The 24,023-nt window shown below is 69.8% G+C and carries 26 protein-coding genes; 11 read left to right on the top strand and 15 right to left on the bottom strand.

Annotation, left to right across the window (positions count from 1 at the left end; translation table 11 throughout):
- The 3 genes from GXW79_RS16530 to GXW79_RS16520 form a co-directional block, all read right to left on the bottom strand.
- On the bottom strand, positions 1-504 hold a 504-nt coding region (locus GXW79_RS16530), incomplete at its 3' end, for a hypothetical protein (protein WP_211875537.1).
- A 4-nt stretch (positions 505-508) separates the two neighbouring features.
- Complete coding sequence (locus GXW79_RS16525) at positions 509-1,621, bottom strand: S-(hydroxymethyl)glutathione dehydrogenase/class III alcohol dehydrogenase (RefSeq protein WP_211875536.1); 1,113 nt, start codon at positions 1,619-1,621, stop codon at positions 509-511.
- Between the two features lie 65 nt (positions 1,622-1,686).
- Entirely contained in the window at positions 1,687-2,586 is a 900-nt protein-coding gene (locus GXW79_RS16520) for a 2-dehydro-3-deoxygalactonokinase (protein ID WP_211875535.1), read from the bottom strand.
- A 107-nt stretch (positions 2,587-2,693) separates the two neighbouring features.
- Here GXW79_RS16520 and GXW79_RS16515 point away from each other — a divergent pair, with 107 nt between their 5' ends.
- The 6 genes from GXW79_RS16515 to GXW79_RS16490 all read left to right on the top strand — a co-directional run bounded on the left by GXW79_RS16515 (position 2,694) and on the right by GXW79_RS16490 (position 9,060).
- Positions 2,694-3,851, top strand: a complete 1,158-nt coding sequence (locus tag GXW79_RS16515; protein WP_211875534.1) for a lactonase family protein — start codon at positions 2,694-2,696, stop codon at positions 3,849-3,851.
- Between the two features lie 10 nt (positions 3,852-3,861).
- Entirely contained in the window at positions 3,862-4,479 is a 618-nt protein-coding gene (locus GXW79_RS16510) for a 2-hydroxychromene-2-carboxylate isomerase (RefSeq protein ID WP_211875533.1), read from the top strand.
- A 51-nt stretch (positions 4,480-4,530) separates the two neighbouring features.
- Positions 4,531-6,684 (top strand): PAS domain S-box protein, encoded by a 2,154-nt coding sequence (locus GXW79_RS16505; protein WP_211875532.1) that lies wholly within the window; start codon positions 4,531-4,533, stop codon positions 6,682-6,684.
- Positions 6,685-6,829: 145 nt separating this feature from the next.
- A complete protein-coding gene (locus GXW79_RS16500; RefSeq protein WP_211875531.1) occupies positions 6,830-7,183 on the top strand; it encodes an ArsR/SmtB family transcription factor in 354 nt (117 codons plus the stop codon).
- Positions 7,184-7,185: 2 nt separating this feature from the next.
- Positions 7,186-7,734: an SRPBCC family protein gene (locus GXW79_RS16495; RefSeq protein WP_211875530.1), complete on the top strand. Its 549-nt coding sequence runs from the start codon at positions 7,186-7,188 to the stop codon at positions 7,732-7,734.
- A 198-nt stretch (positions 7,735-7,932) separates the two neighbouring features.
- Entirely contained in the window at positions 7,933-9,060 is a 1,128-nt protein-coding gene (locus tag GXW79_RS16490) for a Kelch repeat-containing protein (RefSeq protein ID WP_211875529.1), read from the top strand.
- A gap of 219 nt (positions 9,061-9,279) precedes the next feature.
- Here the strand turns inward: GXW79_RS16490 and GXW79_RS16485 are convergent, their stop codons facing one another.
- Genes GXW79_RS16485 through GXW79_RS16470 form a run of 4 tightly spaced genes read right to left on the bottom strand, consistent with a single transcriptional unit; the run spans position 9,280 to position 12,734 of the window.
- A complete protein-coding gene (locus GXW79_RS16485; protein ID WP_211875528.1) occupies positions 9,280-10,227 on the bottom strand; it encodes a sterol desaturase family protein in 948 nt (315 codons plus the stop codon).
- Complete coding sequence (locus tag GXW79_RS16480; RefSeq protein ID WP_246504057.1) at positions 10,224-10,931, bottom strand: polysaccharide deacetylase family protein; 708 nt, start codon at positions 10,929-10,931, stop codon at positions 10,224-10,226. Before GXW79_RS16480 ends, GXW79_RS16485 begins: the two co-directional genes overlap by 4 nt.
- A gap of 25 nt (positions 10,932-10,956) precedes the next feature.
- Complete coding sequence (locus GXW79_RS16475; RefSeq protein WP_211875526.1) at positions 10,957-11,895, bottom strand: YVTN family beta-propeller repeat protein; 939 nt, start codon at positions 11,893-11,895, stop codon at positions 10,957-10,959.
- A 56-nt stretch (positions 11,896-11,951) separates the two neighbouring features.
- Positions 11,952-12,734 carry an SDR family NAD(P)-dependent oxidoreductase gene (locus tag GXW79_RS16470; RefSeq protein WP_211875525.1) on the bottom strand — a complete coding sequence of 261 codons (783 nt, stop codon included), beginning with the start codon at positions 12,732-12,734 and terminating at the stop codon, positions 11,952-11,954.
- Between the two features lie 114 nt (positions 12,735-12,848).
- Between GXW79_RS16470 and GXW79_RS16465 the strand changes: the two genes are divergently transcribed.
- The 4 genes from GXW79_RS16465 to GXW79_RS16450 all read left to right on the top strand — a co-directional run bounded on the left by GXW79_RS16465 (position 12,849) and on the right by GXW79_RS16450 (position 19,210).
- Positions 12,849-14,915, top strand: a complete 2,067-nt coding sequence (locus GXW79_RS16465; RefSeq protein ID WP_211875524.1) for a 3-hydroxyacyl-CoA dehydrogenase NAD-binding domain-containing protein — start codon at positions 12,849-12,851, stop codon at positions 14,913-14,915.
- 304 nt (positions 14,916-15,219) lie between these two features.
- Positions 15,220-16,854, top strand: a complete 1,635-nt coding sequence (locus GXW79_RS16460) for an AMP-binding protein (RefSeq protein WP_211875523.1) — start codon at positions 15,220-15,222, stop codon at positions 16,852-16,854.
- On the top strand, positions 16,854-18,059 hold the full coding sequence (locus tag GXW79_RS16455; RefSeq protein WP_211875522.1) for an acyl-CoA dehydrogenase family protein: 1,206 nt from the start codon (positions 16,854-16,856) through the stop codon (positions 18,057-18,059). Before GXW79_RS16460 ends, GXW79_RS16455 begins: the two co-directional genes overlap by 1 nt.
- Positions 18,060-18,064: 5 nt before the next feature.
- Positions 18,065-19,210, top strand: a complete 1,146-nt coding sequence (locus GXW79_RS16450) for an acyl-CoA dehydrogenase family protein (RefSeq protein WP_211875521.1) — start codon at positions 18,065-18,067, stop codon at positions 19,208-19,210.
- 44 nt (positions 19,211-19,254) lie between these two features.
- Here GXW79_RS16450 and GXW79_RS16445 read toward each other — a convergent pair whose 3' ends face one another.
- The 6 genes from GXW79_RS16445 to GXW79_RS16420 form a co-directional block, all read right to left on the bottom strand.
- Positions 19,255-19,491 carry a hypothetical protein gene (locus GXW79_RS16445; RefSeq protein ID WP_211875520.1) on the bottom strand — a complete coding sequence of 79 codons (237 nt, stop codon included), beginning with the start codon at positions 19,489-19,491 and terminating at the stop codon, positions 19,255-19,257.
- A 41-nt stretch (positions 19,492-19,532) separates the two neighbouring features.
- Positions 19,533-20,510, bottom strand: a complete 978-nt coding sequence (locus tag GXW79_RS16440) for a beta-ketoacyl-ACP synthase III (protein WP_246504056.1) — start codon at positions 20,508-20,510, stop codon at positions 19,533-19,535.
- A 5-nt stretch (positions 20,511-20,515) separates the two neighbouring features.
- On the bottom strand, positions 20,516-21,583 hold the full coding sequence (gene plsX, locus GXW79_RS16435) for a phosphate acyltransferase PlsX (protein WP_211875519.1): 1,068 nt from the start codon (positions 21,581-21,583) through the stop codon (positions 20,516-20,518).
- Between the two features lie 28 nt (positions 21,584-21,611).
- Positions 21,612-21,812, bottom strand: a complete 201-nt coding sequence (gene rpmF / locus GXW79_RS16430; RefSeq protein ID WP_211875518.1) for a 50S ribosomal protein L32 — start codon at positions 21,810-21,812, stop codon at positions 21,612-21,614.
- Positions 21,813-21,923: 111 nt separating this feature from the next.
- A complete protein-coding gene (locus GXW79_RS16425) occupies positions 21,924-22,439 on the bottom strand; it encodes a YceD family protein (RefSeq protein WP_211875517.1) in 516 nt (171 codons plus the stop codon).
- Entirely contained in the window at positions 22,436-23,008 is a 573-nt protein-coding gene (locus GXW79_RS16420; protein WP_211875516.1) for a ubiquinol-cytochrome C chaperone family protein, read from the bottom strand. Before GXW79_RS16420 ends, GXW79_RS16425 begins: the two co-directional genes overlap by 4 nt.
- 129 nt (positions 23,009-23,137) lie before the next feature.
- Here GXW79_RS16420 and GXW79_RS16415 point away from each other — a divergent pair, with 129 nt between their 5' ends.
- The gene (locus tag GXW79_RS16415) at positions 23,138-23,605 is read left to right on the top strand and encodes an outer membrane protein assembly factor BamE (RefSeq protein ID WP_367614935.1); all 468 of its coding nucleotides are present in this window, start codon (positions 23,138-23,140) and stop codon (positions 23,603-23,605) included.
- Here the strand turns inward: GXW79_RS16415 and GXW79_RS16410 are convergent.
- Positions 23,602-23,766, bottom strand: a complete 165-nt coding sequence (locus GXW79_RS16410) for a hypothetical protein (RefSeq protein WP_211875514.1) — start codon at positions 23,764-23,766, stop codon at positions 23,602-23,604. The genes GXW79_RS16415 and GXW79_RS16410 overlap by 4 nt on opposite strands.
- Entirely contained in the window at positions 23,763-23,951 is a 189-nt protein-coding gene (locus GXW79_RS16405) for a hypothetical protein (protein WP_211875513.1), read from the bottom strand. Before GXW79_RS16405 ends, GXW79_RS16410 begins: the two co-directional genes overlap by 4 nt.
- Positions 23,952-24,023 lie beyond the last annotated feature (72 nt).

Here is a 24,023-nt window from a genome sequence, read left to right as displayed (position 1 = left end):
GGCGGCATCGCGCGGCGGGGCGGCGGCCCAGCCCGCCTGCACCCACGCGATCACCTCGGGCGCGACGGTGGCGCCCGCCCATCGGGTGAGCAGGCCCGGCTGCGACGGATCCGTCGAGAGCACGTCGCCGCCCGGCCCCAGCAGCCAGACAGCTTCGGTGCCGGGCGGGCAGCCCGCGAAGGCCACGCTCCAGCCGCCATCGCCGAACCGCGCCAGGCGCAGGTTCGGCCGCGAATCGCCGCAGCGCGCGAAGGGAAACGGGCCGAACCGCGCGACGCGCCTGGCCGGGGTTTCGTGCAGCCAGAAATAGCCCCAGCGGCGGCCGATCCGCCCCACCGCGAGCGCGGGCTGCGCGGGGCGCGGTGCGCCCGCGGCAAGCACTTCCTCGGCCGGGCCGGCGCCGAAGGATTGCAGCCGCCGGGCTTCGAGGATCATCCCGACATCGAAGGCGAAGGCGGGCCGTGCCGCCAGCAGCAGGATCAGCCAGGCGGCGCGCCAGGCCATGCCGTCAGTAGATGACGACCGAGCGGATGCTCTCGCCCTTCTCCATCAGCTCGAAGCCGCGGTTGATGTCGTCGAGCGGCATGGTGTGGGTGATGAGGCTGTCGATTTCGATCTTGCCCTCCATGTACCAGTCCACGATCTTCGGCACGTCGGTGCGCCCGCGCGCGCCGCCGAAGGCCGTGCCGCGCCAGTTGCGTCCGGTGACGAGCTGGAAGGGACGCGTGGCGATCTCCTGCCCCGCCGCCGCCACACCCACGATGATGGAGGTGCCCCAGCCGCGATGGGTGCATTCCAGCGCCTGGCGCATGACGTGGACGTTGCCGATGCATTCGAAGGAGAAATCGGCACCCCCGCCGGTCAGGTCGGTGATGGCCTGGATCACCTTGTCGGTGCCGATCTCGTTCGGGTTGATGAAGTCGGTCATCCCGAACTTGCGTGCCATCGATTCGCGCGCGGGGTTGAGGTCGATGCCGATGATCTTGTCGGCGCCCACCATGCGCGCCGCCTGCAGCACGTTGAGCCCGATGCCACCCAGGCCGAACACCGCGACGTTCGCGCCGGGCCAGACCTTCGCGGTGTTGATGACCGCGCCGATGCCGGTCGTCACGCCGCAGCCGATGTAGCAGATTTTTTCAAATGGGGCGTCCTGCCGGACTTTCGCCAGTGCGATCTCCGGCAGCACGGTGAAGTTCGCGAAGGTGCTGCACCCCATGTAGTGGAACACCGTCCCCTGGTCGCGGGAGAACCGGCTGGACCCATCCGGCATCACGCCCTTGCCCTGCGTCGCGCGGATGGCGGTGCACAGGTTTGACCGCTGGCTCAGGCAGGTTTTGCACTGCCGGCATTCGGGCGTGTAGAGCGGGATCACGTGGTCGCCGGGCTTGAGCGACGCGACACCCGCGCCGACCTCGCGCACGATGCCCGCGCCCTCATGGCCCAGGATGGCCGGGAACAGGCCCTCCGGGTCCTTGCCCGACAGCGTGTACTGGTCGGTGTGGCAGATGCCCGTGGCCATGATTTCGACCAGCACCTCGCCCGCGCGCGGGCCCCCGATGGTGATGGTCTCAACGCTCAGGGGCTGGCCGGCGGCCCAGGCGATGGCGGCACGTGTCTGCATCGGTCGATCTCCGGAAATCGGGGCCGGAGCCTAGGGCAAAACGCGCCCCCGGCCAGCCCCGACCCTCAACCGACCAGGCCGAGCCGACGGCCGACCAGCACCAGGCCCTCCGCCACGGGCTCGCCCGTCGCGACCTCGTGCGGGATGCCGAAGGCCTCGAGCGCGGCCGCGTAAAGGCGCACCAGCGCATCGGCACCACAGAGAATGATCGGCGGGGAGACGCCCGACTCGAGCGCGGCCGCAACGTCGTGCCCGATGAGCAGGCCCGAGAGGAAGCCCGTGCCCTCCCCCTGCGCCATCTCGCCCATCAGCCAGCGCGCGCGCAGACCGAAGGCCTGGTGCAGCAGCCCGCCGGGGCGCTTCGCCTGCGCGACGCCGGCCATGAAGCCCGGCGGCGGCACCGGGTCGGCCGAGGGCGGGGCGCAGGATTGGCGGAGGATGGTGTGCTGCGAGAGGGCTTCGAATACCTCCCCGGTCATCGCGGTGGTGAAGCCGAGCACGCGGTCGCCGCCGACATGGGCCCATTTGGTGTGGGTGCCGGGCAGGCAGATGGTCGCCTCGTGCGCGTCGCGCCGCGCGAGCAGGGCGATGAGCGCCGTCTCCTCGCCGCGCAGGACCTCGGGCACGCCGTCGGCATCGCGGGTGCGCAGGCCGGGGATGATGCGCACGGCGGCGGGCGCGATGGGCAGCAGGCGGGTGGCGCCGGCGATCTGCTCGACGCCGGCGGGACATTCCAGATAGGGCACTTCAAGCCAGCCCTGGCGGCTGCCGGCCATGCCGGCGATCAGCACGCCCGTTTCGCCATCGGCGAGCCATTCGCCCACCACCTCGGCAAAAGCGGCATCGAAGCCGCCGGGCGGCAGGCGGGTGACGCCGTAGGGCGCCTCGCGCGACTCGACGACCATTCCTGCGGCGCCGAAGCGCCAGGCGCGGAGGTTGGTGGTGCCCCAATCTATGCCGATCATGCTCGCCTTCCGGGCACGATTGCGGCCCGCCTTTCCCTTGCGCCAGCGACGTTGCGCAGCCAACACTGCGCCAATACGGGCAACAAAGCCCGATGGGAGGAACACACATGAGAACCGCCTCACGCACCGGCGCCGCGCTGGCATTGATGCTCGCCGCCGGCACAGCTTCGGCCCAGATCGCGGTCTCCGGCAACGACAACAAGGCGCGCCTGGTCAATGGCGTGGTCACGATCGTGGCGAACCCGCCGCCCGACACCATCACCATCCTCGACCTCGGCGGCCGCGCCCCGCGTCCCATCGCGGAACTGGCTGTTCCCCACTCCGTCGTCGGCCCGCCGACCGGCGTCGCGATCAGCCCCGATGAGCGATACGCATTCGTCACCTCCGCCCAGCGCATCGACCCCGCCGACGCGACCAAGACCATTCCCGACAATCGTGTGAGCGTGGTCGACCTCCGCTCCAGCCCGCCGCGCGTGGTGCAGACGGTCGAGGCCGGCGCCGGGCCTTCGGGCATTTCCATCAACCGCGCCGGCAACCTGGTTCTCGTCGCCAACCGCAACGCCGGCTCCGTCAGCGTGTTCCGCTTCGCCGCCGGCCAGCTCGCCCCCGTCTCCACCGTCACTGTCGGGCCGGCCAATTCCGGGCCATCGCACGTGCAGTTCACCCCTGACGGGCGCCGCGCCCTGGTGACGCGCGACGGCGAAACCGACAGCCGCGTCTCGGTCCTCGCGATCGATGGCGAGACCGTCACCAAGACCGACCGCGATCTCACCGTGGGCACGCGCCCCTACGGCATGGGCATCACGCCCAACGGGCAATGGGCCGTCGTCGCCAATATCGGCCGCGGTACCGGCGACGCCGATACGGTGAGCCTCATCGACCTCCGCCGCGACTTCTACCTGACCGCGGACACCATCAGCGTCGGCCCGACCCCCGAGGGCATCCAGGTCAGCCCGGATAACCGCCACGTCGCGGTCACCATCCACAATGGCTCCGCGCGGCCGCCAGGGCACCCGTTGCTGGGCGTGGCGCAGCTGGTGATCCTGCGCATCGAGGCCGGGCGCCTCCGCCGCATCACCCAGGCCCCGATCGGCGCCTGGGCGCAGGGCATCGCCTTCTCGCGCGATGGGCGCACCATCGTGGTGCAGAACATGGTGGACCGGAACCTCGCCGTGTTCCGCTTCGATGGATCGCGGCTGATCGACACCCGCCAGCGGATCGCGGTCGGCGGCGGGCCCTCGGCGATCCGCACCGCCGAGCGCTGAGGGGGCGGCCGTGGTGCGGATCGACTACTACACCTCCCTCAACAGCCCCTGGGCCTATCTGGGCTCGGCGCGGATCGAGGCGATCGCGGCGCGCCACGGTGCGGCGCTGCGCATCTGGCCGGTGGATTTCTCCATCATCTTCCCCGCCTCGGGCGGGCTGCCGCTGCCCAAGCGCTCGCCGCAGCGCCAGGCCTACCGCATGCAGGAGCTGGCGCGCTGGCGTGCGCATCTGGGCGTTCCGCTCACCCTGCGGCCCGCCGCCTCGCCCTTCGCCGAGCCTCTGGCGGCCCACGCCGTCATCGCGCTCCGCGAGGGCGGCGACGATGCGGGCGCCATCCGCCTCGCGCACCGGGTCATGCAGGCGGTCTGGTCCGAGGAGGCGAATCCGGGGCTTCCCACCACGCTCGCCACGCTGATCACCGAATGCGGGCTCGACGCCGCGGCGCTGCTCACCTTGGCCGAGGATCCGCGCTGGGCGGAGCGGCGTCGCGCAGACAGCGCGGCCGCATTGGCGCGCGGGGTGTTCGGTGCTCCCACCTTCGTGATCGGGTCGGAAATCTTTTGGGGGCAGGACCGGCTGGATTTTGTCGACCGCGCGCTTTCTGCTGAGGGACCGACCTCACCTTGACGGGAGCCGGCCCCGTCCATAGCTCAACCGTCGGAAGCCAAAACAGATGCAATGCCCGACAAGGACTTGAAAACCGAGCAGGCGCCGGATGGCCTCCTCCACAGCGGGGACTCATCCGAACTCCTGATCGCCTCCATCGCCGAGATCCTGTTCCAGGCCGATGCCGCTGGAGAACTGATTGGCGAGTTGCCTCTCTGGCGCGCCTTTAGCGGGCAGTCTCCGAAGGACTGGGCGAGCCAGGGCTGGGCCGAGGCCGTCCATGATGAGGATCGCGCCGGCGCAATCGCCGGCTGGCGCGCCGCGGTGCGGACCCAGCGCCTCTATCAGGACGAGTATCGCTTCCTGCGCGTCGATGGCGCCTGGCGGCTGATGCGTGTGACGGCGACGCCGGTGCGCGACGGCGCCGGCGCCTTCGTCAAATGGATCGGCATGATCACCGACATCACCGATTCGCGCGCTGCCCAGCGAGAGCTTCTCGAAACCAAGCGCCGCTTCGAGCTGGCGCTGGCCAATTCGCCGGTGACCCTGTTCGAGCAGGACATGAACCTGCGCTACAGCTGGATCCACAACGCGCTTGGCTACGCGAGGCCGGACATCATCGGCCAAAGCGAGGCCGACATCATGGACCCTGCCGCGGCCGAGCGCCTGGAGGCGCTCAAGCGCCGCGTCATCGAGACCGGGCTCGCCTGCCGCGAGGAGGTCGTCGCCCACGCCCCCGGAAAGCCCGAGCAGCATTTCGACCTTTGCGTCGAGCCGCGCCGCAACGAGGCCGGCGCGATTGTGGGCGTGCTGTGCGCGGCGGTGAACATCACCGGCCAGAAGCAGGCGCAGGCGGCGTTGCAGGCGAGCGAGGAGCGGCTGCGCATCCTGTTCGAGCAATCCGTGGCCGGCATCTTCGTGGCCGATGGCGTCGGGCAGTGCGTCGACGCCAATCCCGCCGGCTGCCGCATGCTGGGTCTCACCCTCGACGAGGTGCTGGGCAACAGCTTCGAGAACCTGCTCGCGGCCGATGAGCCGTCCCGCTTCCTCGCCGAGCTCAACAGCCAGACCGATGGGTCGGCGCACACCAGCGAATGGCGGTTCCGCCGGCGGGACGGATCGACATTCCTGGGCGAGGTGATCGGGCGCCGGATGGCCGATGGGCGCCACCAGCTGATCCTGCGGGTCATGGCCGAGCCGTCGAACGCCGAGCAGACGCTGCGCACGGCGCAGGACACCTTCCGCAAGCTGGTCGACCGCTCCCCCTTCGGCATCTTCGAGATCGACCACGCCTTCCGCATCATCCAGGTGAGCGACGGGGCGCAGAAGACCTTCGAGACCATCCACCCCCTGATCGGGCGGGACCTGGGCGAGGTGCTGCGCCTGCTCTGGACGCAGCCCTTCGCCGACGACGCTACCGCGCGCTTCCGCCACACCCTCGCGACCGGCGAGCCCCATGCCGCGCAGAACAGCGAGCGACGCGCCGCGAGCGCCCTGGTCGAGACCTATGACTGGCGCATCGACCGCATCGTCATGCCCGATGGCGAGCCGGGCGTGGTGTGCCATTTCTACGATCTCACCGACCGCAACAAGCATGAGGGGCGGGTGCAGCTGCTGATGCAGGAGCTGAACCATCGCGCCAAAAACATGCTGCAACTGGTTGATATCGTAGCCCGCCGTACGGCCGCGACCCGGCCTGAAGATTTCGTCGAGCGGTTCGGCCAGCGCATCCAGTCCCTTGCCGCCAACCAGAACCTGCTGGTCGAGAGCCAGTGGCGGGCGGTGCCCTTCGCCGAGCTGATCCGCTCGCAGCTTGCCCATTTCGGCGACCTGCTCGACACCCGCATCACCGTCTCGGGGCCGGCGATCGACATCACCGCTGCGCCGTCGCAGACGCTGGCCATGGCGCTGCACGAGCTCGCCACCAACGCGGCGAAATACGGCGCGCTGTCCAACGACAAGGGACAGGTTGCGATCACCTGGGATGTCACGGCCGATCCCGGCACCGGCCCGCGCTTCACCCTCGACTGGGTCGAGACCGGCGGGCCGCCGGTCTCCAGCCCCACGCAGGCGGGCTTCGGCTCGACCGTGCTCCGCCAGCTGGTCGAGATGAGCTTCGGCGGTACCGCGACTCTGGAATTCGCCCCCGACGGCTTTGCCTGGCGCCTGGATTGCCCGGCCGGTGCGATCCTCGACGGCACCCCACGCACGGCCTTGGCATCCTAGGCCCGCCGCTGGCGCCACCTTCCTCGTTCATACACGCCTGACGGGACTCGCCGAGCGAGACGCGTTCCCGCGCCGACGCCATCGGGCGAGCTGATCCTCAACCATCGGGTTGACAATCGCGCTGCTCGCGTCCATCCTCAACCACATGGTTGAATTAGACGCCCCAGTTCTCGACGACATCTTCCACGCGCTCGGCGACGCCACCCGCCGGCGCATGCTGCACGAGCTCGCCGAAGGCCCGCGCAGCGTCGGCGACCTCGCCGCGCCCTTCGCCATGTCGCTCGCCGCCGCGTCCAAGCACATCAAGGCGCTGGAGCGCGCGGGGCTCGTCCGACGCACCATCCAGGGCCGCACCCACCTCTGCCGGCTGGACGCCGGGCCGCTGGCGACCGCCCACGCCTGGACCGCCCATTACCAACGCTTCTGGACCAGCCGCCTCGACACCCTCGAGGCCCTGCTGCGACAGCAGGACGCCACCACCCCCCCGAAAGGAGACTGACGATGCCCGAGGCCGAAATCCTCTCCAGCTACGCCGTCCCGACCGAGCCCATGACGGTGCGCATCGAACGCATGTTGCCGGGCCCGATCGAGCGCGCCTGGGCCTGGCTCACCGAATCCGATCTCCGCCGGCGCTGGCTCGCTGCCGGGGAGATGGACCTGCGCGTCGGCGGCCGCGTCGATCTCATCTGGCGCAATGACGAGCTCACCGACCACCAGGAGACCCGCCCCGAAGGCTTCGACGAAGAACACCGGATGCAGAACGTGATCACGCGCATCGACGCGCCCCGCCTGCTCGCCTTCGGCTGGGGCGAGAGCGCCGAGGTCACCTTCGAGCTGGAACCCGCCGGGGACGAGGTGCGGCTGACGCTCACCCATCGCCGCCTGCCCAGCCGCGCGATGATGGTCATGGTCGGCGCCGGCTGGCACGCGCATCTGGACCTGCTCGTGGCCGGTGCGAAGGGCGAGGCCCTGCCGCCCTTCTGGAGCCATTGGCTGAAGCTGCGTGCGGAGTACGAGGCGCGCCTGCCGCACGAGAGCGGGATGCGTTGAGGCGAAACCGCCGCAAGCCCGTGACCCGACGAAGTTCAAGCAGCGACGTGAGCACGTCTGAACGCAGCGTGCTCAACAGCCGGGCGGAGCGACCGCCCCGCCCGGCCGCGGAATCTTTCATGAAGCCGTGGCGCTGCGGGCTTGGCGAGGCGGTGCCGCGCACCATACCCTCGCCCAGCAACACCCAATGAGGGCTTCATGAACCGTCGCCACCTGATGGGCGCCAGCGCGGCGCTTCTGACCGCGCCCGCGCTCGCCCAGACCGCCGCGCACCAGCACGGGCCGTCGCTGCGCCCGATGACCCCCTCGACCGTGCCCTACAACAACCTGTTCCAGGGCGGCGCGCCTCATCACATGACGCCGCAGCAGGAAGCCCAGCGCTTCATCGACTCCAATGCCCCCGCCGGCACGCCCGGCCGCTGGGTGCCGCGCGCCGCCATGCCGATCCCGCGCAGCGAGATGGCCTGGGCCACCGCGCTTGATGGCCGCATGCACGTGGTCGGCGGCTATGGCGAGGGCCAGGTCAACCGCGCCTACCACACCGTCTACGACCCCGCCGCCGACCGCTGGCTCGACGCCGCCCCCCTGCCCCGCGGCGCCAACCACGTGGCCGTGGTCGCCGAGGCCGGGCGCGTCTATGCGCTGGGCGGCTTCATCGAGCAGAATCGCCTGTGCGACAACAAGGCCTTCGTCTACGAGGCCGCCGCCGACCGCTGGCGCGAGATCGCCTCCCTGCCCCGCCCGCGCGGTGCCGCGGCCGCGGTGTTCCTCGACGGCAAGCTGCACCTGATCGGCGGTGCCTCGGACCCCGCGCCCGAACGCGCGAGCGTCAGCTGGCACGAGGTCTACGATCCGGCCGCCGACAAGTGGGAACTGCGCCGCCCCCTGCCGGCCGCGCGCGACCATGTCGGCTGCGTGACCTGGAACGGCTCGATCCACGTGATCGGCGGGCGCTTCAACACCTTCCAGTACAACACCGACATGCACCACGTGTACCTGCCCGCGCGCGACAGCTGGGAGGAGCGGGCGCCGCTGCCGACCGCACGCTCGGGCCATGGCATGGTCATCTACCGCGACCGCTTCTTCTGCATGGGCGGCGAAGGCGGCATCCTGGAGAACGGCGTCCCGCGCGACGCCAAGGTGTTCGGCCAGATGGAGAGCTACGACCCGGCCACGAACACCTGGCAGAAGCACGCGCCGATGATCACGCCGCGTCACGCGGTGGCGGCGGTGGCGATCGGGGATTGGGTGTACGTGGCCGGTGGTGGAGCGGTGCTGGGCGGCGCCGTGCAGTCGGCGGTGCATGAGGCGTTTACGCTGGGGTGAGGAAGAAAGGCTGGGGAAAAGAATTTCCCCAGACCCCATTCTTTTATTTTTATCTATTGGTGCGGGTTGTCAGGGCGAACTGCGTCGGCAGGCAGGGCTGCTTTGAGGCGTGCTGCCAACCAGCACCCCGTCGCCACACAAGCACTGCCCCACCAACCGGCACCAAAAACCCAAAAACAAAAGAATGGGGTTCGGGGAAATTCTTTTCCCCGACCTTTTCTATCCACGCCCCGTGAGAGCCTGCGCCAATCTGCGCACCCCAAGCACCTGTTGCCGAAACCAGCTCCCCGTCGCCAACCCCTCCGGCCCATCCGGCACCCCGGTCGGCGGGTAGACGCGGCGGTCGAAATCCGCGGTGCCGAACATCCAGTCCCACACCGGCAGCAGCACGCCGTAGTTCTTCCCCGTCTGGCCGGCGCTCAGCAGCCCGTGGTGCAGGCGGTGGAAGCGCGGCGAGACCACCAGCCGCTCGCCGACGCTGCCGTAGGACATGCGGATATTCGCGTGGCTCATGCTCTCGGCCAGGCGCAGGATGAGCAGTATCACCGGGAACTGGCCGAGCGGGACGCCGATCAGCAGGGCGAGCGCGCCGAACCAGAGTGCCGCCAGCACATCGTCGAGGATGTGGTTGCGGTCGTCGGTCCAGAACGTCATCTGGGTCTGGGCGTGGTGCACGGAATGCAGCGCCCACCACCAGCCGAAGCGGTGCTGGAAGCGGTGCCGCCAATACTCGCCGAAATCCAGGATCACGACGTAGCAGGCGAGTGCCAGCAGCGGATGGTCGCGCAGCGGCGGTACCAGGGATTCGAGCGTGGGTGCGACGAAGCCGGTATTGGCGATGGTGCCTTCCAGCCAGCTCTGCGCGCCGTTGAGCAGGACGAAGGCGAGCAAGGGGAAGACGCCGACACGCGAGAGAACCGTGTAGATGATGTCGGTGTGGACGGGGTCGCGGTTCTCCCAGCGCTCCACCGGGTTCGCCGCCTCGAGCGGGCGGCAGACCACCCAGGAGACGATGATGCCGATCAGGCCGAACACCGCGAAGTCGAGCCAGCGGTAGAGGTCGTCGGCATAATCCATCATGCCCAGCGCATACAGCATCGGCTGCAGGCCGGCGGTGTAGAGCCAGCCGATGAAATCGCCATAGGCCGAGAAGATGCCGTCGATCATGCGACCCCAGTTGCGGGCAGCAGGTCAAAGGTCAAGCCGCGCGCCTTGAGGCCGGTGATCAGCGACTCCAGAACTCCGGCATAGGGATCGCGCCGGCGCGCGACGCCCCAGTGCATGACGAGCACCTCGCCTTCGCCAATCGCGCGCAGGCTGCGGGCGAGCAACGTGGCGTTGGGCGAGGCGGTGCTGTCGAGTTCGTCGCCGAGGAAGCCGTTGCGCGTCCAGCCCTGGTGGGTGAGGCCGCAGGACCGCGCCATCGCGAGCGCGCCCGGCGTGGTGATGCCACCCGGCGCGCGCCACAGCGGCAGTACCCTTGCGCCGGGCGCGAGCGCGCGCAGCCGCGCGAGGGGCCGCTCCAGCTCCGCGCAGAGCCCGGCCTGGTCGAGCAGCTCCACCCCCGGACCGCCGCGCTGGGCGTAGCGCACCTGGCCGGGCGACGGGTCAGCGCGGAGATACCAGTGCCGCCAGGTGTGCGAGGCGAAGGCATGCCCCTCGGCCACGCGTGCGCGCCAGAATGGCGCCCAGGCGTCGGAGAGGCTGCGCTCGCCGGTATGGGTGGGCTCGTCGGCCACAAACAGCGTGGCGCGCACATCCTGGCGGCGGAGAATGGCGGCGATCTGCTCGGCCTCGCGCCCCCAGCCGGTGTCGATGGTGAGGTACACGCGGCCACGGGCCTGCGCGATCGCCGGGCGCGCCAGGGCCAACGCGGCTCCCGCCAGTAGTGCCCGCCTACTCACCGCGCACCGGCTGCACGAAGACGCCATGCGGCGAGCGGCCGACGCGGATCGTCTCGAGGTCGCCATTGCGCGGGTCGAGGATGCCCACACGCTGCACCCAGCGCAGCGACACCCAGATGCGCCCTTCCGGGTCGAAGGCGATGCAGTCGGGACCGCCCGGCACTTCGTAGCTGCGGGTGATCTCCAGCGTCTCGGGGTTGATCGCGATGATGCGGCTATCGACCCGGCTCGTGCCGTACAGCACGGAGCCATCGGGCGAGGGGAAGATGGTGTGCGCGCCGCGCCCGGTGGGGATCTGCCGCTCCACCTGGCGCGTCTCGGGGTTGAGCACGGCGAAGTGGCTCTCGCCCATCACACCCACGAGCAGGCGTCCGCGGTTCCAGGTGATGCCGGCGGGCTCGCGGCCGACCTCGGCCTGCCAGGCCGGCTGGCGCGTCGCCATGTCGATCGCCATGACGCTGCGCACGCCCTGCAGGGTCACGTAGGCGAAGCGGCTCTCCGGGTCGAAGGCGATGTGGCTGGGCTTGTCGCCCACGCGCAGGCGCTGCAGCAGCGACAGGTCGCGCGCGTCGTAGATATCCACCTGGTCGCGCCGCAGCGAGGCCACGACGAGGTATTTGCCGTCGGGCGAGTAGGCCAGGTGGTAGGGGTTGGAGACGCGCACGCGGCGACGCACCTCGGCGTTCGCGGGGTCCATCACGTAAAGTTCGTTGCCGCCGGAATCGGCGATGAGCAGATCGCGGCCATCCGGCGTGAGCGTGAGGTGGTGCGGCTCGCGCAGGGCAGGGATGCGGCGGATCTCCGCGCGCGTCACGCTGTCGATGAGCGAAATGGTCGCGTCGCCCGAATTCAGCACATAGATCAGGTTCGCCCACGCGGGGGACGCGAACAGGGCAAGCATCACCAGCAGGAGGGCGCGCGGGAAGGACATGAGGGGCCGGGAATGCCTTCACCCTGGGTGGCACGCAAGCGCTAATTGGGCCGGGGTCAGTCGTCATCCCGCATCGGCACGCCAGCGCAGACGCCGCCATCGATGGTGATGGTCTGTCCGGTCATGAACGACCCCGCCGCTGAGGCGAGGAACACCGCCGCGCCCGCGATCTCGTCGGGCTCGCCAATGCGGCGCAGGGGCGTGTCGCGGGTGCGCTTCCTGTAGATGTCCGGATTCTCCCATAGCGCGCGGGCGAAGTCGGTGCGCACCAGGCCGGGTGCTATGGCATTGGCGCGGATGTTCTGGTGCCCGTGGCTGACGGCCAGGTTGCGCACCAGCTGCATGTCGGCGGCCTTGGAAATCGCATAGGCGCCCAGCACCGGAGACCCGCGGAAGCCGCCAATGGAGGAGACGATGATGATCGACCCGCCGCCGCGCTCTGCCATGCCGGGGATGACCATGTGGCTCAGCCACATGTTCGACTTGATGTTGGACGCCATGATCTTGTCGAAGATCTCGTCCGGCATGGTCTCGGCCGGGCCGAAATGCGGGTTGATGGCCGCGTTGCAGACGGCGACGTCGATCTGGCCCCAGCGCGCGAGTGTGGCGTCCACCAGCGCCTGAAGCTCCGGCTTGCGGCCGATGTTGCAGGCCATGGCGAAGGCGGTGCCGCCCTTGTGCGCGATGCCCGACACCACCTCCTCGCAGGCCTCGATGCGGCGGGAGGAGACAACGACCATCGCGCCCTGCTCGGCCATGCGCTCGGCGATGGCGCGGCCGATGCCTTTGCTCGCGCCGGTGACGATGGCGACCTTGCCGGTCAAGTCGAACAGCGACATGCGGTTTCCTCCTGCTTTGGGCCGCAGGTCACCATGGCGGGGGGCGCCGGGCAATGGGTTGCCGGGTGCGGCGCCTTGCCGGAGAATGCCGCCAACGGGACAGGAAACGATGCAATGAGCGAATTCGTGCGGCATGAGCGCCTGGGCGAGACCCATGTGCTGTGCATCGCCAACCCGCCGGTGAACACGCTTCGGACCGAGGTGCGCGCTGGCCTGGCCGCGGGGATCGCTGCGGCCGCCGGGGCGCGCGCGGTGCTCATCATCGGCGAAGGGCGTGGCTTCTCCGCCGGCGCCGAGATGACCGAGTTCGGCAAGGGCCGCGTGCCGCCCTCGCTGACCGAGGTGTTCGACATGATCGCGACCTTCCCCGGCCTCGTCGTCGCCGCGATCCATGGCAATGCGCTGGGGGGCGGGCTGGAGCTGGCGCTGGCCTGCCATGCGCGCGTCGCCTCGCCCGGTGCCTCGCTCGGCCTGCCCGAGGTGAAGCGCGGCTTCGTGCCCGGTGCGGGGGGGACGCAGCGCCTGCCCCGACTGATCGGTGCCGAGGCGGCGATGGACATCATCGTCACCGGCGAGCCGGTACGCGCGGAGAAGGCGCTGGCGCTGGGCTTCATCGACGCGGTGCTGGAAGGCCCGCTGGAGGACGCCGCCCTCGTCTGGACGCGCAACGCCCTGACGGTCGGTGCGAAGTTCACCTTGGCCGCCGAGCGGACGGACCGCATCGCGGGGCAGGACATGGCCGCCTTCGACGCCAAGGCCGCCACGCTGCTCAAGCGCGCCCGTGGCCAGGCGAGCCCGCGCGGCTGCGTCGAAGCCGTGCGCGCGGCCGTGACCCTGCCATTCGAGGAAGGCCTCGCGAAGGAACGCGCGCTGTTCGCCGAACTCGTCGCCGGCGAGCAGAGCCGCGCGCTGCGGCATATCTTCTTCGGCGAGCGCGAAGTGCTGCGCGTGCCGGGGATGCCCGCCGACACCGCGCCCCTGCCCGTCAACCGTGCCGTCGTCATCGGCGCCGGCACCATGGGCGGCGGCATCGCGATGAGCTTCGCGAATTTCGGCGTGCCGGTGACGGTGGTGGAACGCGATGCCGGCGCGCTTGAAAAGGGCCTTGCGCGGTGCCGCGCGAACTGGGAACGCACTGTCACCAGCGGCCGCCTATCTCAGGCCGATTACGAATCCCGCGCGAAGTTGCTGACCGGCAGCACCGACATGTCCGTGGTCGCCGAAGCAGACCTCGTCATCGAGGCCATCTACGAGGACATGGATGCGAAGAAGACCGTCTTCGCCGAACTCGACCGCCTCGCGCGCCCCGGCGTTGTGCTGGCGTCCAACACCTCCACGCTCGACATCGACGCGATCGCCAGCGTCACCAGGCGGCCCGAGCTCGTCGTGGGCATGCACTTCTTCAGCCCCGCCAACGTCATGCGGCTACTGGAAATCGTGCGCGCCAAGGCGTCCAGCCACGTCGCCATCGCCACCGCCATGGCCCTCGGCAAGCGCATCGGAAAGCTCGCAGTCGTCGTCGGCAATTGCGACGGCTTCGTGGGAAACCGCATGACCGGCAAGCGATCCCCCCAGGTGGAGAAACTGCTGCAGGAAGGCTGCCTGCCGCAGGATATCGACCGCGTCATGGAAGCCTACGGCATGGCCATGGGGCCGCTCGCGACCGGTGACCTCGCCGGCCTCGACATCGGCGCCGCGGTGCGCCGCGCGCGCGGCACCACCGCCCCTATCGCCGATGCGCTGGTCGCCGCCGGACGCTTTGGCCAGAAGACCTCCGCAGGGTGGTACCGCTACGACGAGAAACGCACCCGCATCCCCGACCCCGAGGTCGAACGCATCATCCTCGACACCGCCGAGAAGCTGCAGATCCGCCGCCGCACCATCGACGACCAGGAGATCATCGAACGCCTCATGCTGCCCATGGTGAACGAAGGTGCGCGCATCCTCGAAGAACACATCGCCGCACGCGCCATCGACATCGACGTCATCTTCGTCAACGGCTTCGGATGGCCCGCCTGGCGCGGCGGACCCATGTTCTGGGCCGACCAACTCGGCCTCGCCACCGTGCGCGACCGCCTGGCACACTACGCGCAGACCACCAACTCGCCCGACCTGAAACCCGCCGCCCTCATCGAAACCCTCGCAAGCGAGGGGGGACGCTTCTCCCCGGCGATGGGGTGAGGGTGGTGCAGGAAGCAAGGCCAGGGGGCGCTGCCCCCTGGACCCCCGCCGGGGATCGCGCCGATCCCCGGGCCCCTGCAAGTGCTGATTCTGGGTTTGGGGAGGGATGTCCCTGCTTGAAGCGCCGGGTTTGGGAGGGGGCGCATCGAGGGCGTTCGCGTGGGGCACGAGCACGCTGCGCCCCCTCCCAAACCCGGCTCGCCTCCGGCGAGAACGCCTCCCCAGACTCAAGAACCAACACATGGAGGTCCAGGATCGACACGATCCTGGCGGGGTCCAGGGGCAGAGCCCCTGGCCTTGCTCCATGACCACCCGCACCCCCTTCCCGTGGGAGGCGCGGTACCCCCCTGGCATTGCCTGGGATGCGCCGATTGCGACGACCAGCCTGGGCGAGCATTTGGCCGCGGCGGTGGCGCGGCATCCGGATCGGGTGGCGTTGATTTATCGCGAGACGCGGCTTTCGTATGCGGCGTTGGGGGGGATGGTGCGTCGCGCGGCGGCGGCGTTTTTGGGGATGGCGGAGGCGCGGTCGGGGGTTGGCTTGCTGCTGCCGAATTCGCCCTGGCACAGCGTGGCGTTTTTTGGCGCGGCGTCGGCGGGTTTGCGACTGATGCAGATGAGTCCGTTGGATGCGGAGCGGGAGCTGGCGCACAAGCTGGCGGATAGTGGGGCCAGGGTGTTGGTGACGCTGGCGGACGAAGGGTTGTTGCGGCGGGCGAGAGCGTTGCAGGCGCGCGGGTTGGTGGATCGGCTGTTGGTGGCGGACGACGCGCATTGGGGCGGCCCGGCGGGGGTTGGCGTACCGGAGGGCGCGACGGATTTCGCAGCGCTGCTGGATGCGGCTGAGGCGGGCGAGTTGCCGGTGGTGGACAAGCATGCGGTCGCGCTGCTGCAGTACACGGGCGGGACGACGGGTCTGCCCAAGGGCGCGATGCTGACGCATGCGAACTTGACCGCAGCGGCGAATATCCAGAGCTATTGGCGTGGCGGGCCGGAGCCGGATGGGGAGCGGGTAATCCATGTCCTGCCGCTGTTCCACATCTTCGCGCTGACGTCGTTGAACCGGCATCTGGGGATGGGGAATACGGTGCTGCTGCGCCAGCGCTTCGAGGTCGGCCAGTGCCTGGATGATATCGAGCAGTTCCGCGCCACGACGATCGCGGGCGTGCCGACGATGTGGATCGCGATGGCGAACCATCCGAGCATCGAGACGCGGGATCTGTCGTCGCTACGCTATCCCTCCTCCGGCGGGGCGCCGTTGCCGGTGGAGGTGGAGGCGCGGTTTGCGCGGATCACCGGCACCAGGCTGCGCGGCGGGTGGGGGATGACGGAGACGGCGCCGGCTGGAACGGGGCATCCAGCGCGCGGCGAGAGCAAGATGGGCTCCATCGGCCTGCCGCTGCCGAACGTGGACATGCAGGTGGTGGCGTTGAATGACCCGCATCGCGTGCTGCCGCCGGGCGAGACCGGTGAATTTCGCATCCACGGCCCGAATGTGATGGCCGGCTACTGGAACAAGCCTGAGGAGAACAAAGCCGCCTTCGCGGACGGCTATTTCCTCACCGGCGATGTCGGGCACATGGACGAGGACGGCTTCTTCTTCCTCACCGACCGGAAGAAGGACATGATCCTGTCGGGTGGGTTCAACGTCTATCCGCGCGTCATCGAGGAAGCGATCTATGAGCATCCCGACGTCGCGGAATGCGTGGTGATCGGCGTGCCGGATGCGTATCGCGGGCAATCGGCGAAGGCGTTCGTCGTGCTGCGGCCGGGTAGCGCGGCGCTGACGCTCGATGCGCTGTGCGGCTTCCTTGCGGACCGCGTGGGCAGGCACGAGATGCCGGTGGCGCTGGAACGCCGCGATAGCCTGCCGCGCACGGCGGTGGGCAAGCTGTCAAAGCTGATGCTGATCGAAGAAGAGACCAAGGGAGAGACGTGATGGACCTTCGCTTCAACGACGAGGAGCGCGCCTTCCGCCAGGAAGTACGCGACTTCATCGAGGCCAACCTGCCGCCCGAAACGCGCGAGCGCATGGCCGCCGGCCGCACGCCGACCAAGGACATGGTCGTGCAGTGGCAGCGCGCGCTGAACGCGAAGGGCTGGGCCGTGCCGCACTGGCCGGTGGAGCATGGCGGGACGGGGTGGAGTGCCATCAAGCGCTTCATCCTCAACGAGGAAATGCAGCAATGGCCGACGCCGACGCCGCTCGCCTTCAACTGCGCGATGGTCGGCCCGGTGATCTGCGCCTTCGGAACGGACGCGCAGAAGCAGCACTTCCTGCCGCGCATGAAGAACCTCGATGACTGGTGGTGCCAGGGCTTCTCGGAGCCTGGTGCGGGGTCCGACCTGGCGAGCCTGAAATGCGCCTCGAAGCGCGAGGGCGACCACTTCATCGTCAATGGGCAGAAGACCTGGACGACGCTGGCCCAGCACGCGGATTGGATTTTTGTCCTTGTGCGTTCCAACCCCGCCGCGGCCAAGCCGCAGGAGGGCATTTCCTTTCTGCTGGTCGACATGAAGTCACCGGGCATCACGGTGCGTCCGATCATCACCATCGACGGCGCGCATGAGGTGAACGAGGTGTGGTTCGACGACGTGAAGGTGCCCGTCGAGAACCTGGTCGGCACCGAGAACAAAGGCTGGGATTGCGCGAAATTCCTGCTCTCGAACGAGCGTACCGGGCAGGCGCGCGTGGGTGCCTCGAAGGAGCGTATCCGGCGCCTGAAGCGCATCGCGGCCGAGGCGCCGGGCGGTGCCACGCCGATGCTCGCCAACCCGCGCTTCCGCGACAAGCTGACCGAGGTGGAGACGCAGCTCAAGGCGCTGGAGATGACCACGCTCCGCGTGCTGGCGAACGAGAACAAGCGCCTGGGCGAGGGCAAGCCGGACCCGGCGTCGAGCGTGCTGAAAATCCGCGGCACCGAGATCCAGCAGGCGATTTCGGAACTGTTCGTCGAAGCCGCCGGCCCCTACGGCCTGGTCGGCGCTGACCCGGAGCAGGATCGCTGGAACGAGCCGGAGCTGGCACCCGAATGGGCCACGCTCGCGCAGCCGGTCTACTTCAACTGGCGCAAGCAGAGCATCTATGGCGGATCCAACGAGATCCAACGCAACATCATGGCGAAAGCCTTCCTGGGGCTCTGACGAACATGGATTTCGATTTCTCCGAAGAACAGCGGATGCTCGCCGACAGCCTCGGCAAGCTCATCTCGGACCGGTACGGCTTCGAGAACCGCAAGGCCTATGCGAAGCAGCCCGAGGGCTGGAGCCGGGAGATCTGGGCCGCCTATGCCGAGATGGGGATTCTGGGGCTGCCGTTTGCGGAAGCCGATGGCGGCTTCGGCGGCGGCGCGGTGGAGACGATGATCGTGGCCGAGGCGCTCGGCGGCGCGTTGGGGCTGGAGCCCTGGTTCGCGACGGTGGTGCTGGGTGGCGGGTTCCTCCGCCACGGCGCCGATGCGGGATTGCGCGAGACGTTGGTGCCGCAGGTGGCCGATGGCTCCCTGCTGCTCGCCTTCGCGCATACCGAGCCGAATGCGCGCTTCGACCTGCATCACGTGGAGACCACCGCGACGAAGGATGGCGATGGCTGGGTGCTGCGCGGCCGCAAGGGCGTGGTGCTGCATGGCGATGTTGCGGGGAAGCTCTTCGTCACCGCGCGCAGCGCCGGTGGCGTGCGCGACGAGGCGGGCATCGGCGTGTTCCTGGTCGATGCGGCCGCCTCTGGGCTGACGCGTCGCGGCTATGCGACCTCCGACGGGCTGCGCGCCGCCGAGATCACGCTCGATGGCGTGCGCGCGGAGGCGGTGCTGGGCGATGCCGCGAACGGCTTGCCGCTGGTCAAGCGCGTGGTCGATGACGCCATCGCTGCGCTGGCTGCCGAAGCGGTCGGCGCGATGGACGCCTCGCTGAAACTCACGCTCGAATACCTGCGCACGCGCAAGCAGTTCGGGCGTGCGATCGGCAGCTTCCAATCCCTTCAGCACCGCGCGGCGGACATGATGGTGGCGCTGGAACAGGCACGCAGCATGGCGATGTACGCGGCGATGATGACCGACGAGCCGGATGCCGATGAGCGGGCGCGTGCGATGCACGCAGTGAAGCTGCAGATGGGGCGGTTCCAAAAGTTCGTCGGACAGCAATCGATCCAGCTGCATGGCGGCATCGGCATGACGATGGAGTATGCCGTGGGGCATTACTTCAAGCGTCTGACGGTGATCGACACGCAGTTCGGCGATGCCGAGCATCACCTGGCCGCCCTGTCGGAAGCGGGCGGGCTGTTCCAAGCCGCGTGATGGCGTGCGCGCCGGCGGAGTGCCGGCGCGCGGCGATACGGTCGCTACCGCGACGTCCCGGTCACGCGGCCATGGCCGTCGCGCTGTGTCGTCGTTCCGGTCGTGTCGGTGCGCTCGGTCCCGATCACCCTGCCCTGCGCGTCACGGATGGTGGTGACACCGGTGCTGTCGGTGGAGCGCGTGCTGACCACGCGGCCGCTCGGATCGCGGGTCGTCGTGGTCTGGGCGATGGCCGGCGCGGCGATGAGCAGGGCCGCGAGCAGGATCAGGGCGCGTTGCATCGGCAGGTCCTTTCCAGGGTTCTCCCAGCGCAACGATAGCCTCAGATCCGCGCGAGCGCAGCACCCCAGGTGAGGCCACCGCCGATCGCCTCCATCAGCACCAGGTCGCCCTGCCGGATCCGGCCATCGCGCCAAGCCTCGTTCAGGGCCAGCGGGATGGAGGCGGCGGAGGTGTTGGCATGGCGATCCACGGTCACCACCACGTGGCCTGGCGGCAATTGCAGCTTCTTGCCCACGGCCTCGATGATGCGGATGTTGGCCTGGTGCGGCACCAGCCAGGTCACGTCGCCATGCCCAAGGCCGTTGGCCGCCAGCGCCTCGTCAACCACGCCGGCGAGTTTCTGCACCGCATGGCGGAACACGTCCCGCCCGGCCATGCGCAGCAGGCCCGGGCCGCCGGTGGACCCCGCCCCACCTTCGACCTGGAGGATGTCGCCGTGGCGGCCATCGGCGTGCAGGTGGGTGGAGAGGATGCCGCGATCCGACGCATTGCCGCGGCCCTCATCGGCGCGCAGGACCACCGCGCCGGCGCCATCGCCGAACAGCACGCAGGTGCCGCGATCCGTCCAGTCCAGGATGCGGCTGTAGACCTCGGTGCCGATCACCAGCGCGCAGCGGGCCTGGCCGGTGCGGATCAGCGAATCGGCCACGCCCATCGCGTAGATGAAGCCGGCGCAGGCGGCGGCGAGATCAAATGCGAAGCCGCGCGTCACGCCCAGCTTCTGCTGGATGCGCACCGCGGTCGCGGGGAAGGCGCTGTCGGGCGTCGCCGTGGCGACGATGACCAGGTCCACATCGGCCGCCGCGATGCCGGCGGACTCCATCGCCTCGCGCGCCGCGATGGTGCCGAGGTCCGATGCGGTCACACCCGGTTCGGCGATGTGGCGCTGGCGGATGCCGGTGCGCTCGACGATCCAGCTATCGGAGGTGTCGAGGCCGTGCAGCGCGGCGAGCGCGTCGTTGGTGACCGGCTCGCCGGGAAGGTGGCCGCCGCAGCCGGTGATGACGGAACGGATCATGGCTCTCAGGGTGCCGGGACAGGGGGCGCCGTGGACGGGGCAGCGGCCGCGATGCGCGCCATGCCATCGCGGATCTTCGCGTTGAAGCCGTGGGTGACCATGTCCATGGCGACGTCCACGGCGTGGGCGAAGCCCACGGCATCGGTGCCGCCGTGGCTTTTCACCACCACGCCGCGAAGCCCGATCAGGATAGCACCGTTGTAGCGGCGCGGGTCCATCCATTCGCGCAGCCGGTCCAGCGCCGGCCGCGCGAGCAGGTAGCCCAGGCGCGCCGGGACGGAGCTGGTGAAGACCTGGCGCAGCAGGTCGCGCATCAGCTTCAGCGCGCCCTCGCCGGTCTTGAGGGCGACATTGCCGGTGAAGCCATCGGTCACGACCACGTCGACGGTGCCGGCGGTGATGTCGTGGCCCTCGATGAAGCCGCGGAAATTGGGGCCGAGATGCGAATCGCGGAGCGTCTCGGCGGCCGCGCGCACGCGGTCATCGCCCTTGAGCTCCTCCGAGCCGACATTGAGCAAGCCGATCGAGGGCGCGGTGAGACCCAGCACCGCGCGAGCGAAGGCGTCGCCCATCACCGCGAATTCGACCAGGTTGCGCGCGTCGCACTGCACGTTGGCGCCGAGGTCGAGCATGACCACGTCCCCGCGCGCGGAGGGGCCGATGGCCGCCAGGGCCGGGCGGTCCACCTCGGGCAGCGTCTTGAGCACGATCTTCGATAGCGCCATCAGCGCCCCGGTATTGCCGGCCGAGACGATGCCGGACGCCTCGCCGCTCGCGACCGCGTCGATCGCGATGCGCAGCGAGGAGCCGCGGATGCGCAGCGCCACGGTGGGCTTCATGTCGCCGGGGATGGCCTCCGGCGCGTGGCGGACGGAGCAGATGCGGGCCGCGCGCCGCCGCCGCGCCAAACCGGCGCCGACGCGAGATTCATCGCCGACGAGCAGGAAACGCGCATTGGGGTGGCGCTCGGCCGCGAGTTCCAGGCCATCGAGCACAACTTCCGGCGCGGAATCGCCACCCATGGCGTCGATCGCGAGGGAAAAAGCCGGTTGCGCCGCGGGACCATCGGCCATGATCAATGCCGCGCCTCGCCCGCAGGCATCAGATGCGGATCGCGGACTTCACGCTCTCGGCGGCGACGACTTCGCGGCCATCGTAATGGCCGCAATGGCCGCAGACATTGTGCGGGCGCTTCAGCTCGCCGCAATTGCCGCACTCGTGATGGGCCGCGACGGGCAGGGCCTCATGGCTGCGGCGCATGCCGCGGCGGGAAGGCGAAACTTTCCTCTTGGGAACGGCCATGGTGCCGGGACTCTCTTCTTAAACATGCGGGCGTGATGCGAGCGGCGGGGATTAGCACCGGGGCCTGGGGGGTGCAAGCGCGGCGGTGCGATTCTTCATGGCACAAGCTGCTCATTCCGGCTGCCCCCGCGGCTTCAGCGCGGCGAAGGGATGCACCTTGGCCGGCTCCCGCACCGGTTCCTCCGGCGGGGCCAGGTGGGCGGGCAGCGCAGCACCCGGCGCGCGGGGGTAGGGGTCGAGTGCGAGGGAGAGCTGCTCGGCCACCGCCTCGCCCAGGTCGATCATGCCGGCCTGGATCTCGATCTCGTCGGGCGTGTCGGGATCGTCGGAGGGCTCGTCGCCCTCGGGGATGAAGCGCAGGTGGAGAGCGACGTCGACGGCCTGGTCGACGGGGTCGAGCGTGACAACGCAGGACTGCACGACCTCGGCGCGCAGCCGGCCCTCGGCAACGACGGTGCCGCCGTTGGCGGGGGCAAGCGACAGCTCCGCTTCCAGGCTGTGGATGGCCGGGATGGCAAAGCGCTCGGCCAAGGCGGCGCATTCGGCGGGTGTCGCGACCAGGCTTTCGCGCCGGCCCGGCGGGCCGATCCGCGCGATGGCGAGCGGCCGGCTGAATTCCGGGCTCACGCGGGGACCGGCAGGAAACGCACCTCGCCGCGCAGGAGCGACGCCAGCGGCTGGGCAGCCAGGAAGCGGGCCTGGGCGATGGCGAGGCTTGCCAGGCGTTCGGCCGCGGGTCCGGCGACCAGGGCGTCCCCCTCCCCCACAGCGCCCGGCGCCGCGCCGCGCCAGACGTTGCGGGCGAGGGCGAGGGCCAGGGCCGGCGCGTCGCCGGCGTCGATCGCGGCCTCGTAGGCCACGGCGCGGCCGTGGAAGGCTTCCCACATGTTCTTGACCCGGCGTCCCACGACCAGGTCGGAGACCCCCATCTCGCGCAGGTTCATGTCCATGTCGGCGAACATCGCGTCGAATACGGCCTGGGCCAGCGCCGCCCCGCGCTGGTCCGGGTCGGCGCGCAGGCGGCGGACCAGCAGGCCGGTGTAGAGGTTGATCAGGTCGAAGCGGCCGTCGAGCGTGTCCGGCACGCCCAGCTCCCCGAACAGGGAGGGGTCGCGCGCGGCGCCGACGGCGGCCGTATAGAGGGCAAAGCCGGGCCGTTCATGCGGCTTGCGTCGGAACAGGGCGAGCAGGCCCATGGCAGCACATCCCCGTCTGTCGCGGGCCGCCAGGTGCGAGGCGGGTTGACCCCGCGCGCCTGGGCTCGCTATGCCGTGCACATGGTCCAGCACCCCCCTTCGGTCAATCGCCGTTCCGCCAATGCGTGCGTGGCGCTCCTGCTGGCAGGGATGCTGGGCGGGTGCAGCTTCTTCCAGGCCGCCCCCATCTCGCGCGGCAACCGCGTGACGGAAGACCAGTTGGCGCAGATCTCGCCCGGCGTGCAGACGCGGCGCGACGTGCAGGCGCTTCTGGGCTCGCCCTCCTTCGCCGGCACCTTCGACGATGCCAACTGGTATTATCTGAGTGCGACGTCTCGCACCGCGCCGGGCCGGCGCATCCAGATGGACGACCGGCGCATGGTGGCGGTGAGCTTCAACCGCGCCGGCGTGGTGGAGGGCGTGCGGATCATGACCGAGGCCGATGGTCAGGACGTCGCGCTGGTGGACCGGGAGACGCCGGTGCCGGGCACCGACCGCTCCATCCTGCAGCAGCTGTTCGGCAATGTCGGCCGGTTCGGCGTGCCGGGCGGCACCGGCACCACCGGCCCCGCACCGGGGACGGGCGGCCAGCTCTAGGCTTTTTCGGGCGGCGGTTCGGGCAGCGGACGCTCGGCGGCGCAGGAGCAGACGAGTACGCCATCGGCCAGCCGGTTGGGCATGGTCGGCTCGGCGCAGTGCGGGCAGAGGATGGGCTCGCGGCGCTGCGCGGCGCCGGTCTCCGTCCCGTCCGCGTTCATGCCGGGCGCTCCGTGCGGTCCGGCAATGCCCGCATTGCGCGGATGAGGGTGCCCAGGGCCGCCTGGCCGGCGTGATCGGCGATTGCGGCCGCTTCCGCGCGCGCGGCCTCGAACCCCGCCCGGTATCCGGCATAGGTCGCGGCATCGAGGGTTTGCGCGATTGCGGTCGCGGGGTGGCGCGTCATGGTGGGCCTCCAAGCCTTGCGGCGGTTTTGTTGCGGTGCGAATGTCCCGCCGTCGCGTGCCAGCCGAATTCC

Source organism: Plastoroseomonas arctica, assembly GCF_018128965.1.
GTDB classification, from domain to species: domain Bacteria; phylum Pseudomonadota; class Alphaproteobacteria; order Acetobacterales; family Acetobacteraceae; genus Plastoroseomonas; species Plastoroseomonas arctica.
The sequence above is the reverse complement of the archived record's forward strand: the minus strand, read 5'-3'. Positions and strand labels throughout refer to the sequence as shown.

Bases quoted from the DNA above. Each gene is read 5' to 3' on its own strand.
- GXW79_RS16475 (WP_211875526.1), bottom strand. From the start codon at position 11,895: ATGTCCTTCCCGCGCGCCCTCCTGCTGGTGATGCTTGCCCTGTTCGCG.
- GXW79_RS16495 (WP_211875530.1), top strand. From the start codon at position 7,186: ATGCCCGAGGCCGAAATCCTCTCCAGCTACGCCGTCCCGACCGAGCCC.
- GXW79_RS16450 (WP_211875521.1), top strand. From the start codon at position 18,065: ATGGATTTCGATTTCTCCGAAGAACAGCGGATGCTCGCCGACAGCCTC.
- GXW79_RS16515 (WP_211875534.1), top strand. From the start codon at position 2,694: ATGAGAACCGCCTCACGCACCGGCGCCGCGCTGGCATTGATGCTCGCC.
- GXW79_RS16445 (WP_211875520.1), bottom strand. From the start codon at position 19,491: ATGCAACGCGCCCTGATCCTGCTCGCGGCCCTGCTCATCGCCGCGCCG.
- plsX (WP_211875519.1), bottom strand. From the start codon at position 21,583: ATGGCCGATGGTCCCGCGGCGCAACCGGCTTTTTCCCTCGCGATCGAC.
- GXW79_RS16440 (WP_246504056.1), bottom strand. From the start codon at position 20,510: ATGATCCGTTCCGTCATCACCGGCTGCGGCGGCCACCTTCCCGGCGAG.
- GXW79_RS16420 (WP_211875516.1), bottom strand. From the start codon at position 23,008: ATGGGCCTGCTCGCCCTGTTCCGACGCAAGCCGCATGAACGGCCCGGC.
- rpmF (WP_211875518.1), bottom strand. From the start codon at position 21,812: ATGGCCGTTCCCAAGAGGAAAGTTTCGCCTTCCCGCCGCGGCATGCGC.
- GXW79_RS16525 (WP_211875536.1), bottom strand. From the start codon at position 1,621: ATGCAGACACGTGCCGCCATCGCCTGGGCCGCCGGCCAGCCCCTGAGC.
- GXW79_RS16520 (WP_211875535.1), bottom strand. From the start codon at position 2,586: ATGATCGGCATAGATTGGGGCACCACCAACCTCCGCGCCTGGCGCTTC.
- GXW79_RS16485 (WP_211875528.1), bottom strand. From the start codon at position 10,227: ATGATCGACGGCATCTTCTCGGCCTATGGCGATTTCATCGGCTGGCTC.
- GXW79_RS16460 (WP_211875523.1), top strand. From the start codon at position 15,220: ATGACCACCCGCACCCCCTTCCCGTGGGAGGCGCGGTACCCCCCTGGC.
- GXW79_RS16470 (WP_211875525.1), bottom strand. From the start codon at position 12,734: ATGTCGCTGTTCGACTTGACCGGCAAGGTCGCCATCGTCACCGGCGCG.
- GXW79_RS16505 (WP_211875532.1), top strand. From the start codon at position 4,531: ATGCCCGACAAGGACTTGAAAACCGAGCAGGCGCCGGATGGCCTCCTC.
- GXW79_RS16465 (WP_211875524.1), top strand. From the start codon at position 12,849: ATGAGCGAATTCGTGCGGCATGAGCGCCTGGGCGAGACCCATGTGCTG.
- GXW79_RS16455 (WP_211875522.1), top strand. From the start codon at position 16,854: ATGGACCTTCGCTTCAACGACGAGGAGCGCGCCTTCCGCCAGGAAGTA.
- GXW79_RS16405 (WP_211875513.1), bottom strand. From the start codon at position 23,951: ATGACGCGCCACCCCGCGACCGCAATCGCGCAAACCCTCGATGCCGCG.
- GXW79_RS16410 (WP_211875514.1), bottom strand. From the start codon at position 23,766: ATGAACGCGGACGGGACGGAGACCGGCGCCGCGCAGCGCCGCGAGCCC.
- GXW79_RS16490 (WP_211875529.1), top strand. From the start codon at position 7,933: ATGAACCGTCGCCACCTGATGGGCGCCAGCGCGGCGCTTCTGACCGCG.
- GXW79_RS16500 (WP_211875531.1), top strand. From the start codon at position 6,830: ATGGTTGAATTAGACGCCCCAGTTCTCGACGACATCTTCCACGCGCTC.